Genomic DNA, 13632 nt, shown 5'->3' on the forward strand with positions numbered 1-13632 from the left:
AAATATTTCAACTAGTTAATTAATTATCGCTAAGTTTGTTAATTAACTAACTTAATTTAAGGGGGGTGGAAAAATGGCTGAAATTAAAACAAATATAACTAGAAAACCTAAAAAGAAAAAGGTAAATCAAATTCCTTTTGGAGTAGCACTTTTAATTGCTATTGGAGGAGTAGGATTCTTTATGGCTAACAATTCACCTAAATCTGCTCTTATGTGGGTTTTTGGTGTTACAGCGGGGTTTACACTTCAAAGATCAAGGTTTTGTTTTACAGCTTCATTGAGAGATCCAGTTCTAACGGGAGGAACTTCGTTAACTAAGGCAGTTGTAATCGCAATTGCTACTGCTACAGTTGGATTTGCTGCTATACAATATGCAGCAGCTTCAAAAGGAGCACCGGTGCCAGGAAATATATCACCTATAGGTGTACATGTAGCTGTTGGTGCTATTATGTTTGGGATAGGAGCAGTGATTGCAGGGGGATGTGCTTCAGGTACTCTAATGAGAGTTGGAGAAGGTTTTACAATGCAAATGTTATCGCTAGTATTTTTTATTATCGGATCACTATGGGGAGCAAAGAATTTTGGTTGGTGGTCAGATAGGTTTATGCCTGAAAAAGGTGTATTTTTACCGGATGTAATGGGATGGCCATTAGCAATATTTTTACAATTTGCACTATTACTAGGAATTTATATATTTGCAGACTGGTTTGGAAATAAGAAATCAAATGAGTAATCAAAAATTACAATAAATTTTAAGTAAATTAATAATTAAAGGGAGGAATTTATTATGGCAGAATTAAGATTAGATTGTTTAGGTGAGGCTTGTCCAGTACCGCTAATTAAAACTCAAAAGAAAATGGACAATATGAAAGTAGGAGAGGTTGTTATAGTTGAAATAGATCATAGCTGTGCTATGAAAAATATACCAGAGTGGGCAAGAAAAGAAGGACATAATGTTGATATAGAAGAAGTAGATGACGGTCAATGGGAAGTTTATATTGAAAAGACAAAATAGTTTTCCCTTAAAAATTAATATGGGGTGAATTTTATGGATATTAAAAAGAACGTTTACTATAAAAAATTTTTAAAAGACCCATGGTCATATACTGCTGGAGCAGTTGTTTTAGCACTTATAAATATTGCAATGTTTGCGTCTACTGGTAAGGCGTGGGGGGTAACAACTCCACTTTCTTATTGGGCAGCTTGGCTATATCAATTAATAGGTGGTCATCCAGAAAAATGGTTTTACTTTCAGCAAAAGGGTCATGCTGCAGCTTTAAGTGCAGGTTTTTTAAATGATCCTCATTCTATTTCTAACATTGGAATTATAGTTGGTGCATTTTTAGCTACATTGCTTGCATCTCAATTTAAAATAAAGAAAATAAAATCATGGAAACAAGTAATAGCAGCAGTATTAGGTGGACTTCTAATGGGATATGGCGCAAGAATTTCTTTTGGATGTAATATAGGAGCGTTATTTAGTGGAATTGCATCTATGTCTCTTCATGGTTGGATGTATTGGATATTTATATTTATTGGCGCATGGATTGGAAGTAAACTATTAGTTAAATATTTTATGTAACATATTGTGGTGGCTTAATGCCACCATATGTTTTAACTATCTATATAATAAGTAGAATTTATAGGCAGTGGGGAGGAATTTATAGTGGAGAAAAAACATGAATATTATGATGTAGTAATCATTGGTGGAGGAGCCTCTGGTTTAACTTCAGCAATATATTGTGGAAGAGCAAGACTTAAAACTCTTTTAATAGAAAAATCCTTAGTTGGTGGACTAGCTACTTATACAAATGAGATGGCAAATTACCCAGGTTTTCCAGAAGGAACCACTGGAACAGAACTTATGAATCTTTTTCATAAACAAGCTAAAAATTTTGGAGTTAACTTTAAACTAACAGATGTTAAAGCTGTTAATCTTCAAGGAAAGGACAAATTAGTAGAAACTTTTAGAGTAACTTACCATGCTAAAACTGTTATCATATCTACTGGAGGAAAGCCAAGACTAACTAATGCGGTTAATGAAGAAAAATTCCTATATGACAAAGGTATATCTTTTTGTGCTACTTGTGATGCAGCATATTATACAGATAAGACTGTTATGGTTATTGGAAGTGGCGATGCAGCGATAGAAGAAGGAATGTTTCTCACTAAATTTGCAAAAAAAGTTATAGTCTCTGTAATTCATGATGAAGGTATTATGGATGCAAATAAAATAGCTCAAGAACAGGCCATGAAAAATCCCAAAATGGAATTTATGTGGAATACTATAGTAAACTCTTTTGAAGGAGAAGATAGATTAAATAAAGTTATTTTAAAAAATACTAAGACTGGGCATTTATCAAATGTTTCAGTAGATGGATGTTTCTTATTTATAGGTTATGTGCCTAACACTGAGATATTTAAAGAGCAAATTACTTTAACTAAACAAGGTTATATTACGACAAATGAAAAAACGGAAACAAATATTGAAGGTGTATTTGCAGTAGGGGATGTTAGAGATAAATTTCTAAAGCAAGTTGCTACAGCAGTTGGAGATGGTGCTATAGCAGGAGTTGGGGCAGAAAAATATATCGCAGAATCAGAAGTGTTTGAAAGTGAAATTATGCAGAGTGAAAAAATAGGATTAATATATTTATGGTCTCCAATTGATGAAGAGAGTCGAACATTGCTTACTGAAATAGAAGAAGTAGAAAAAGAAATGTCAGACATAGTTAAAGTAAGCAAAATTGACGTTTATAAAAATGCAAGTCTTGCTTCAAGGCTTGGTACTGTAGAAGCACCTCTTTTAATATATACTAAAAATGGAGAGATTGTAGCACAGGATAAAAATATAACTAAAGAAAATATTGTTGATATAGTTAAAGAATATATAGTTTAAAAGTTTTGAAGGTAATTAGTATAATATGTAAACGTAATAGACTCATAATTATGGAATTTCATAGTTATGAGTCTATTTTATATATCTTTTCTAAGAAGTTTTATTATAGTTTAAAAGTATATATTAATTTAAGAATAATAATATTGTTAATTTTTTGTATTTAAAATTAAAGATTTGTAAGCAAGATATTATTTTTATGGATATATACTAAATTTGATACATATAATTAAATAAATATAAATAGGTAGTAATTTACTTTTATGATAATTTGTGAAGCTTTTCTGTAATAAATAATAGAAGAAAATATATAAATTTTTAAGGATAAATTGGAACTTATAAATACTAATAAATGATAATTTTATGAGAAAACTGAAAAATATAAAATTAAGATTTAAGTAAAAACCATATAAAATTGTTTAGAAATAATTTTAATTAATGTATATAAAACACCTGTAATTGATGATTTTTGCTCTGTAAAGATAGAAAATTTACTAGTTACATCAACCACCTAAAATATAAAATTCTAAAGTTTTATTTTAAACTCTGAGGGAAATAAAATGTATCCCTTCAGAGTTTCAAATATATTTTACTTTAAAGAGGGGGTAAAAAAATGAAATTAAAAAAATGGCTTAGTATTTTGACAGCTATTGTGATGGCAGGATCTGTACTAGCATTTTCTGGTTGTAGTAAAGACTCTGATAGTGGGGAAAAAACAGAGCCCAAAAATACAACAGAAGTAACTGAAGGTAAAAAAGATGAGGAACAATATTTAAAAACTATATTATTTGACCCTCAAACATTTGACCCTAATGAATGTCAAGATACATCTTCCCATACAATACTTGCGGCAACTCAGGAAGGGTTAGTTAGGGCAAAAGTTGTAGATGGGAAGGATGTACTAGAACCTGCAGCAGCAGAAAGCTGGTCCGTTTCTGATGATGGGCTTATTTATACTTTTAAAATAAGAGACATGAATTGGAGTGATGGAGTAAAACTTACTGCTCAGCACTTTGTGGATTCTTATAGAAGAATATTAGATAAAAACAATGCATTTCCTTATGCGTATTTTTTATATGATATAAAAGGTGCAGAAGCATATAATAAGGGAACAGGGAAAGTGGAAGATATAGGGGTTGAAGCTAAGGATGATAATACCTTAGTTATAACACTTGAAAGACCAACTGTTTACTTTGAAAAGAAATTAGTCCATTCATCTTTCTATCCAATTAGACTTGATATTATTGAAAAAGGCGGAGAAAATTGGAATACAGATTATACAAAACAAGTTTATTCTGGACCTTATAAAATAACAGATCTAATTAAAAATAATTCATTAGTTTTAGAAAAAAATGAAGATTATTGGGATGCAGAAAATGTATTTATAGAAAAAGTTGAAATGAACAAAATTGATGAATTTTCAACTCAAGCTCAATTGTTTGAAGCTCACGATTTAGATGTCACAGGTTCTACACAAGAGTATATCAAAAAGTGGACAGAAATGGCTGAAGAAGGTAAATTCCAAGCAGCAACAGGAGAATCACCAGGTAATTGGTATTTCGGATTTAATGTTAAAGGCGGTCCAAGTGGAATAATGAGTAATAACAAAATAAGGCAAGCGGTATCATTAGCAATAGATAGAGAAGATTATGTGAATACACTTAGTGGAAGATTTACTCCTGCTTATGCTTTTGTTCCAAAGGCTATAGATATAGGGGAGGATAACTATAGAGAAAAGGCTACAGAGTCATTGAAAGAAATGTCAGATGAATATAAAAATAATCCTGAAAAATTACAAGCATTATTTAAAGAAGGACTTAAAGAGTTAGGAAAAGACACTAAGGATTTAAGTCAAATAAAACTTAAATATCTTGCACGTGGAACTACAAGTGCTTCTAAACAAGAGCATGAATGGTATCAACAACAACTTGAAAAGAATTTAGGTGTAAAAGTAAATGTTGAAGTCGCACCTGACTATGGAATTTGGAAAAAAGCAGTAGCTGATTCAGATTACGATATTTCATTCTTTGGATGGAGTGCAGATTTCAATGATCCAATAAATTTCTTAGATATGTTTGAAACTAATAATGGTAATAATGATATAAAATTCAGCAATGCAGAATATGACAAGATATGCAAAGAACTTTTAACAGAAACAGATCAAGGCAAGAGATTAGAAAAACTTCAAAAGCTTGAAGATATATTAGTGAAAGAGGAAGCTGCAGTATCACCACTATATTATACAGATACAAGGAGATTTACACAAAATTATGTTAAGAATTTTATGACTCCTAAATTTGGACCAGATTACGAGTGGAGATGGGCATATACTGAAGGTAGAAATTAACAATATATATGCACAGGGTCTAAAAAGTCCTGTGCATTAATTAAATAAGGAGGGTGCTTTATGATTCGTTATACCATTAGAAGGTTTTTAGAGATGCTGCTTATACTATTTATAATAGCAACAGCCACATTCTTTCTGCTTGAAGCAATTCCTGGAGATCCACTTATGCAAAAAGTTGAAAGATTGCCAGATAATATAAAAGAAGCAATGTATGAAAAATATGGATATAATAAGCCTGCTGGTGAGAGATATTTAAAAACTATGAATGGAATATTACATGGAGATTTTGGACAATCAATAGTTTATCCAGGGCAGACTGTCAAATCTATAATAAAAGAAAAACTTCCTGCATCTGCAAGACTTGGTATACAACAAGTTGTAGTAGGACTTAGCTTAGGACTTATATTAGGAATTCTTGCTGCAATGAATAGGGGAACATGGATCGATCGTACCATAGTTACCCTAGCAATACTATTTATATCTGTTCCAAGTTTTATTTTTGCGCTAGGGCTTCAAAAAATATTTGCAGGAAATTTAAAATGGTTTCCAATAATAGGCTGGCCTAAAGGCAAAGACTTATGGTTTGGAGGATGGAAATACACAATTTTACCTACACTTTCTGGATGCTTTGGATATATTGCATCTTATTCAAGACTTTTAAAGACCTCTATGTTAGATGTAATCAATCAAGATTATGTATTAACGGCTAGATCTAAGGGATTATCAAATAGAAAAGTAGTAACAAGACATATACTTAGAAATTCTTTTATACCATTAGTTACCTATTTACCTATGACATTAGCATTATGTATAACAGGCGCTTTCTTTATTGAAAGAGTGTTTTCAATACCAGGACTAGGGCTTTACTATATAACAGCAGTACAAGCTCAAGATTTACCAATGGTTATGGGACATACCATAATCATCACAGCAATGTATATTATATGTATATTTATAACAGATATTTTATACACTGTGGTAGATCCAAGAATTAGAATTACTGGTGGAAAGAGATAGGGAGGGGAGCTGTATGGCTGAATTTAAGGCTGATGATTTTAAAGTAATTGGATGTGAAAATGCAGACAATGATGTCATTAATAGACCTAATATAAGTTATTTTCAAGATGCTTGGAGAAGACTGAAGAAAAATCCTGTGGCAATGACTTCTTTAGCAGTGTTAATACTTTTAATGATTATGGTTATAGTAGGACCATATATCAATGGAAAAGAATTCATAAAAATGAATAGTGAATTAGGAGACTTACCTCCTTCTGCAAAACATTGGTTTGGTACAGATAGAACAGGAAGAGATTTATTTTCAAGAGTTTGGTTTGCTGGCAGAATATCTATTGCCATAGGGGTTGTAGCAACTATAATACAAGTAGTTTTAGGATCACTATATGGCGGAATAATGGCATATTTTGGCGGATGGGTTGATGAAGTTATGATGAGAGTAATAGAGGTAATAACAAGTGTTCCAGAGCTATTGTTAATAATTCTTATGACGATGGTATTCGGTAATGGTTATATACCATTAACTATTGCTTTAACCATTACTTCATGGTGTGGTACAGCTAGGCTTATAAGAGGGCAGTTAATGCAGTTAAGAGAGTGTGAGTATGTTTTAGCAGCACAGGTTTTAGGAGCATCTCCTAGGAGAATTATAGTAAAACATTTTATTCCTAATACCATAGGAGTATTGATACTAAATATAGCATCTAGTATACCATCATATATTTTTGCAGAGGCAGGTCTTAGTTTTCTTGGTATAGGACTTCAAGCTCCAAATACAAGTTGGGGTTCACTTATAGCTTATGGAAGAGATGTTATGGCATTTTATCCAACGCAACTCTTATTTCCATCACTTGCACTATGTATTACAGTACTTGCCTTTAACTTGCTTGGTGACGGTCTTAGAGACGCACTTGATCCAAGACTTCGTCAATAATAGGAGGGGAAATTATGAAAAAACAATTGGAAGTTAAGAACTTAAGAGTATCATACCACACCTATGCTGGGGAAGTTCAATCAGTTAGAGGTATGTCCTTTGATGTAGACAAAGGAGAATGTATTGCAATAGTTGGAGAGTCAGGATGCGGTAAAACGGTTACAGCAAAATCTATAATGGGTTTAATTCAATCTCCGCCAGGAGAAATAAAAGAGGGCAGTGAAGTTATTTATAAAGGTAAAAATATATTAAATTTTTCAGAGAAGCAATGGCAGGATTTTAGAGGTGAAGAATGCAGTATGATTTTTCAGGACGCATTGACGGCTCTAAATCCAACTATGAAAGTAGGAAAGCAAATTGCTGAAAATTTAATGATTCACAGAAAATTAAGTAAGGCAGAAGCATTGAATGAAGCTAGAAGAATGTTAGAGTTAGTAGGTATACCTAATGCAGATAAGAGAATTAACCAATATCCCCATGAGTTTTCCGGGGGGATGAGACAAAGGGCTATGATTGCAATAGCACTTGCCTGCAGTCCTAGTATACTTATAGCAGACGAACCAACTACGGCTTTAGATGTTACCATACAAGCTCAAATAATAGATATTTTAAAAAATCTGCAACAAAAACTAGGAATGTCTATTATATTAATTACTCATGATCTTGGGGTAGTGGCAAATTTAGTTAATAGGATATTTGTTATGTATGCTGGTAAATTAGTGGAGAAAGGAAGCTATAAAGAGATATTTTATAATCCTAAGCATCCTTATACTTGGGCATTGCTTAAAGCGGTACCAAGGCTCGATAGTGAAAACGATGAAGAGTTGGTATCAATACAAGGTACACCGCCAGATTTAATCAAACCTCCTAAAGGATGTGGATTTGCCTCAAGGTGTAAATATTGTATGAATATATGCTTAAGGGAAGAACCGCCATTAACAGAGTTTGAGAAAGAACATACTGCTTCATGTTGGATTTATCATCCAATGGCTCCTAAAGTAGAGAATGGTTTTAAAGTGGAGGTGTCTATTAGTGGAAGCAAAGAATAATTTAATAATGGAGGTTAGAAACCTTAAGAAATATTTTAAAGTAGGTAAAAACGCTATTTTAAAAGCAGTAGATGATGTAAGTTTTGATATATATGAAGGTGAAACTATAGGACTTGTTGGAGAATCAGGATGTGGAAAAACAACCTGCGGAAGAACCTGTACAGGAATGTATAATAAAACCGATGGAAGTGTTATCTATAAAGGAAAAGATGTACACAAAATAGCAGGAAAAGAAAAGAAGCTTTTTGCTAAAGAAGTACAAATAATTTTTCAAGATCCTTATGCTTCTTTAAATCCAAGGATGACTGTTGGAGATATAATAGCTGAAGGTATAGATATACACGGATTAGCAACAAATTCTAATGAAAGAACAGAAAGAGTAAATGAGCTATTAGGATTAGTTGGACTTAATAAAGAACATGCTAATAGATTTGTTCACGAATTTTCAGGAGGCCAAAGACAAAGAATAGGTATAGCAAGAGCCTTAGCAGTAGAACCTAAATTTATAATGTGTGATGAACCAATATCTGCTTTAGATGTATCTATACAGGCACAAGTTGTAAATCTTTTAAAGAGATTACAAAGGGATATGGGGCTTACCTATTTGTTTATTGCTCACGATTTAGCTATGGTTAAGCATATATCAAATAGAATTGCAGTTATGTATCTTGGAGCTGTTGTGGAGTTTACAGCCAGCAAAGAGTTATATAAAAATCCAGTTCATCCATATACTCAAGCACTATTATCTGCCATACCAATACCAGATCCTCTTGTGGAAAGGTCAAGAGAAAGAATTATGCTTGAGGGGGATGTACCTAGTCCTATCAATCCGCCACAAGGATGTAAATTTGCGAAAAGATGTAAATATGTGAAAGATATATGCAGGAATGAAGCGCCAAAACTTAAAGAAGTAGCTCCAAACCATTTAGTGGCATGTCATTTATACTAGTTATTAACTAATAAATAATTAATAAATATGTTGGAGTATTTTATGTGAAAAGGATGGAGATAAGATTCTATTATGAGTAAAATTATGAGCTATTTTAAAGATATAATTAAATCACTTATGGTGGGTATAATTGTTTCTTTAGTATTAATAATAATATCTGGCTTATGCTCTATTTTAGTAAATGGAAACAATATTAAAATCACCTTAGATATTATGAAAAACACCTTATTTATTATAGGAGCATTTGGATTATTGATATTTTCAGGATTTATACTAAAACGAGATTCTAGGAGACCATTAATATATGAGAAACAATGGAAAGAAAAGTTTAGGATAATTCAATTTCAAAATGTATTAATGTTCATAGCTATAATGATTTTATGCTTTGGAATAATATTAGATAGAATTATTTATTATTTTTAATTTTGTAGTTCAATTCATGTGAAGTCCATAACTAGTCAATATATTAACTGGTTATGGTTTTTACATGAATTATTACAAATATGATTATTTTATTATTCATTAATTTGGCAATGCAGTAAATTTAAGTTAGTACAATTATAAACTTATAATTAAATAAAAAATTAAATTGCATATTAATTAAAACTATGTAAATTCATTGAGTTTTAAGGCCCAGAAGAATTATTTTCTTAGAATTTTAGGAAGTTCTTCTAATAATTTTTCTCTTGTAAAAGCATCTTCAGAATTCCACTTCATATTATCAACAAGATATACATATCCATCTTTAGCAGCAGGTAAATTGTACCACATAGCACTATTCAGCAATTCTTGCTATGGTTTTTATAGATTAACACTATTAAGTATTAATATGAAGATTCAATTTTCTGCATAGAACGATATTAACTTCAGTGATATTTTACTATATTATTGGTTAGAATGAGAAATTTTTTATTGGATATATTGGATAAAATCCTTGATAAGATTAAAATAAGTATCTAAGAATATATAGGAGTGTAATTATTCTTTTTTTAAAAAAAGCGAAAAAGATCAGAAATTTACTTTTAAAGAGTAACTATAAAATAATTGAAATTGTGAATAGAGTTGATTATTCAAATACTAGTTTTAGCAAATATATAATTATAATTTCGTATCTTAAAAATGATAGAGCATTCTTTAGTTTAAAATAAATAATATTTATATTATTTTATCTAATTAATAAAAAAAGATCCTAAATACAAAAATTTAGGATCTTTTTTATGTTATCTTCTTTTCCTATTAATCTTAAAAGATAAATAAATAAGTTTATTAAATCAAGGTAAAGTTCTAGAGCAGCAATTACAGCAAATTTATTTAGATTTTCTTTATCAAATTCATAAGAATCTTGATGTATAAGCTTAATTTTTTGCATATCATATGCAGTTAAGCCGCAGAATAAAAATAATCCTATGTAACTTATTGAATTATAAAGTCCAGTTGAACCTATAAAAAAGTTTGCAATACTTGCTACAATAATTCCTACAAGTGCCATAATACAAATTCTACCGATAGTTGATAAATCTCTTTTTGATGTTAAACCGATCATACTACAACAGAAAAACATTATCGCAGCTATAATAAACACCGTTATAATAGAACTTAAGTCATAAAGAGCAAATATTGTTGCAAAAGTTATTCCACTAACAGCTGAATATAATAAAAACAATGCAAGAGCTGTATTAGTAGAAATATTTTCTAACTGTTTGTTTATTATTACAACTAATCCGATTTCTATAGCACATACTACAAAAAGTGAAGCACCACTAGAATATATTAAATTCATACAAGCTTCACTAGTTGATACTAAATATGCAATAGCAAAAGTTACAACTAACCCCATAGTCATGTAAAGAAATGTTTTACTAATAAATTTGTTTTCACTTTTTTTGTAAGAAACTTCTGTCATAAAAATCTCTCCTTAATATAAATTATATTGAAAAAACAACTAATTGATATGCTTGTTCATTTGTAGAATATTTCCATCGTAAGAATTAATTATAGCTAGATCACTATTTAATTCCTTTTTTATTTGACATTAAATATACCTCTTACATTTGAACAGTTATTTTTTATATACTTAAATTAATTTTACCATTTCTTACATAAAATTTCAATGTTATATAAATTTTTAAATTTATAAACAAATTTTTTCGCTAAATTTTGACTAAATAATACTATAGTAATTGTATAAACTTTGTCAATATAATAGGGAAAATATGATGATTATAGTAAGAAACTTAAAACAATTTAAAATTTATTGAAAAAATCCTTGATAAATTTTAAACTTTTAATTATAATTATAAACGATAAATGTATAAAAAATATTTGAGACATAAAATTATGTGAATTTTTTTTAAACAAAAAAATGAACTATGGATAATTTACTTTAAAATTTATTGAAAACATAATTTTTTCACAATTATGAAATTTATTTTTAGCATTTTTATTTATTCATATTAGGTATTACAATACAATAATACAAATAGTTTATATTTTAAATTTTATATTCTAAAAATTTTTTAATTAAAATTATACTCATATTATTATGAAATTATATTTATAATAATACTTTATACCATTTAATTGAAAGAAATGTTTTTTTTCATATTATGTATACAAATTATTAACAAATTATTAGAATTCTTATAAAATATTGAATTATTTTATTTATACTAATATAATGTATTTATACAAAAATTTTAATTGTGAAAAATATGTAAAATATTTTCATTTAAGTTGACGATTTTTGTTGACAAAAGGAGGAATTTGAATTGACTTTTTTAAGCGGGATTATGAAACTTTCGCCAATTGCAGTTTTAGTAGGTTTGATGATGGGCGGAATGGATGTCTTAATAGCGGCTCCACTTGCAACTTGCTGGGCTGCAATTATGGCATATGTAACAGAAAAAATCAAATTTAATGAGATTGTAGACTGCTCAGTTGAAAACGTTAAATCTATGCAATTAGTATTCTTTATACTAATGTTTGCGTATGCGATGGCAGCAGCGTTTATGGCGACTGGAGTTGGCGCAGCTATAGTTAATGTAGCTTTAAAACTTGGACTAACAGCAAGAACTGTTGCTGTTACAGGATTTGCGGTTACTGGAATATTGTCAATAGCAACAGGAACATCTTGGGGAACTTTTGCAGCATGTGCACCAATTTTTCTATGGCTTTCTCACATAGTTGGAGGAGATATTCTAGTAACAGTAGCTGCTATAGCAGGAGGAGCTTGTTTTGGAGATAATATAGGATTAATATCTGACACAACAGTTGTTAGCTCTGAGATTCAAAAAGTAGAAATAATTGATAGAATAAAAAGACAAGTTGGCTGGGCTGGTTTGTGTTTCGTTATCGGAGCTATAGGTTTCTACATATTAAGTGTAGTTCTAAATCTTCCAAATGATTCAACTGTTAATGCAGCTTCTGCAATAGATGCAATTCCAAAAGAGGTTTGGGCTACTTTAGGACAAGAAAGACCAGCAGCAGTAGATTTGTTAAATCAAGTTAAAAATGGAGTACCTTTATATATGGTAATACCATTAATCCTTGTTATAATAGCAGCTGCTAAAGGAATATCTACATTAGCATGTTTATCTATAGGTATAATATCTTCATTTATTCTTGGATCATTTGCAGGAACTACTGCATTACCAGAGTTCTTAGAGTTAGTAAAAGGTGGTTTTTCTGAAGCTGGACAAAGTGTAATCGTTATGATGATGTGGGTTGGTGCATTTGGAGGTATAATGGCAAAAATGAAAGCATTCGAGCCAATATCAAAGCTTGTTATACGTATCTCTAAAAATGTTAGACAACTTATGTTCTGGAATGGATGTTTATCAATACTTGGTAATGCATTGCTTGCAGATGAAATGGCCCAAATTGTAACTATAGGACCTATAATTAAAGAATTAGTAGATGATAATGTTGAAGGTAGTGAAGAAGCTATATATGAGTTAAAAATAAGAAACTCTATATTCTCTAGTTCATTAGGAGTTTTTGGATCTCAATTAATTCCATGGCATGTATATTTAAGCTTTTACGTAGCTATTTCAAATGCTGTATACCCATTGTATACATTTACACCATTTTCATTCATTAAATATAATATAATGGCAGTGGTTACAGTAGTATCATTATTATTACTTACTTTAACTGGACTTGATAGAATTATTCCTAAATTTGGATTACCTAGAGAGCCAGAAGTTAGACTTAAGAAGAAAACTAATATTAAATATGACGATAAATCTTGTGATGAGCCAATGAGAGCATCATCATAAAACAAAAGCCCATCTATATTTAAATAGATGGGTTTTTATTTAATTCACAACTTAAAGTAATTCACAATGCACAGTTCACAATTCACAATTATGGATATTTCTCAATGGAAACTGAGAAATTTTGAATTGATTCTTTGTAGCGGCGAACAGTGTTCGCCACATAACT

General features: G+C 30.3%; 13 protein-coding genes. 11 read left to right on the forward strand and 2 right to left on the reverse strand.

Features of this window, described 5'->3' with window-relative positions; translation table 11 throughout:
• Nucleotides 1-73: 73 nt before the first annotated feature.
• The 10 genes from ACY1IQ_RS17885 (at nucleotide 74) to ACY1IQ_RS17930 (ending at nucleotide 9612) form a co-directional block, all read left to right on the forward strand.
• Complete coding sequence (locus ACY1IQ_RS17885; RefSeq protein WP_461615254.1) at nucleotides 74-733, forward strand: YeeE/YedE thiosulfate transporter family protein; 660 nt, start codon at nucleotides 74-76, stop codon at nucleotides 731-733.
• A gap of 54 nt (nucleotides 734-787) precedes the next feature.
• A complete protein-coding gene (locus ACY1IQ_RS17890) occupies nucleotides 788-1015 on the forward strand; it encodes a sulfurtransferase TusA family protein (protein WP_039636350.1) in 228 nt (75 codons plus the stop codon).
• A 33-nt stretch (nucleotides 1016-1048) separates the two neighbouring features.
• Complete coding sequence (locus ACY1IQ_RS17895) at nucleotides 1049-1582, forward strand: YeeE/YedE thiosulfate transporter family protein (RefSeq protein WP_461615255.1); 534 nt, start codon at nucleotides 1049-1051, stop codon at nucleotides 1580-1582.
• 84 nt (nucleotides 1583-1666) lie between these two features.
• Nucleotides 1667-2899, forward strand: a complete 1233-nt coding sequence (locus tag ACY1IQ_RS17900) for an FAD-dependent oxidoreductase (protein WP_461615256.1) — start codon at nucleotides 1667-1669, stop codon at nucleotides 2897-2899.
• A 610-nt stretch (nucleotides 2900-3509) separates the two neighbouring features.
• Complete coding sequence (locus ACY1IQ_RS17905) at nucleotides 3510-5243, forward strand: peptide ABC transporter substrate-binding protein (RefSeq protein ID WP_461615257.1); 1734 nt, start codon at nucleotides 3510-3512, stop codon at nucleotides 5241-5243.
• A gap of 60 nt (nucleotides 5244-5303) precedes the next feature.
• Nucleotides 5304-6260, forward strand: a complete 957-nt coding sequence (locus ACY1IQ_RS17910; RefSeq protein WP_461615258.1) for an ABC transporter permease — start codon at nucleotides 5304-5306, stop codon at nucleotides 6258-6260.
• Nucleotides 6261-6273: 13 nt separating this feature from the next.
• A complete protein-coding gene (locus tag ACY1IQ_RS17915) occupies nucleotides 6274-7191 on the forward strand; it encodes an ABC transporter permease (RefSeq protein ID WP_461615259.1) in 918 nt (305 codons plus the stop codon).
• A gap of 14 nt (nucleotides 7192-7205) precedes the next feature.
• Nucleotides 7206-8240 (forward strand): ABC transporter ATP-binding protein, encoded by a 1035-nt coding sequence (locus tag ACY1IQ_RS17920; RefSeq protein WP_461615260.1) that lies wholly within the window; start codon nucleotides 7206-7208, stop codon nucleotides 8238-8240.
• Between the two features lie 7 nt (nucleotides 8241-8247).
• Nucleotides 8248-9189 carry an ABC transporter ATP-binding protein gene (locus tag ACY1IQ_RS17925; RefSeq protein WP_461615296.1) on the forward strand — a complete coding sequence of 314 codons (942 nt, stop codon included), beginning with the start codon at nucleotides 8248-8250 and terminating at the stop codon, nucleotides 9187-9189.
• 84 nt (nucleotides 9190-9273) lie between these two features.
• Entirely contained in the window at nucleotides 9274-9612 is a 339-nt protein-coding gene (locus tag ACY1IQ_RS17930) for a hypothetical protein (RefSeq protein WP_461615261.1), read from the forward strand.
• Between the two features lie 219 nt (nucleotides 9613-9831).
• Here the strand turns inward: ACY1IQ_RS17930 and ACY1IQ_RS17935 are convergent, their stop codons facing one another.
• Together ACY1IQ_RS17935 and ACY1IQ_RS17940 are read right to left on the reverse strand one after the other, a co-directional pair.
• Nucleotides 9832-9960 carry a hypothetical protein gene (locus tag ACY1IQ_RS17935; RefSeq protein WP_461615262.1) on the reverse strand — a complete coding sequence of 43 codons (129 nt, stop codon included), beginning with the start codon at nucleotides 9958-9960 and terminating at the stop codon, nucleotides 9832-9834.
• 418 nt (nucleotides 9961-10378) lie between these two features.
• Nucleotides 10379-11092: a Bax inhibitor-1/YccA family protein gene (locus ACY1IQ_RS17940; protein WP_461615263.1), complete on the reverse strand. Its 714-nt coding sequence runs from the start codon at nucleotides 11090-11092 to the stop codon at nucleotides 10379-10381.
• An 865-nt stretch (nucleotides 11093-11957) separates the two neighbouring features.
• Between ACY1IQ_RS17940 and ACY1IQ_RS17945 the strand changes: the two genes are divergently transcribed.
• Entirely contained in the window at nucleotides 11958-13466 is a 1509-nt protein-coding gene (locus ACY1IQ_RS17945) for a Na+/H+ antiporter NhaC family protein (RefSeq protein ID WP_461615264.1), read from the forward strand.
• Nucleotides 13467-13632 lie beyond the last annotated feature (166 nt).

The sequence above is a fragment of the Clostridium sp. Marseille-QA1073 genome (assembly GCF_054863625.1).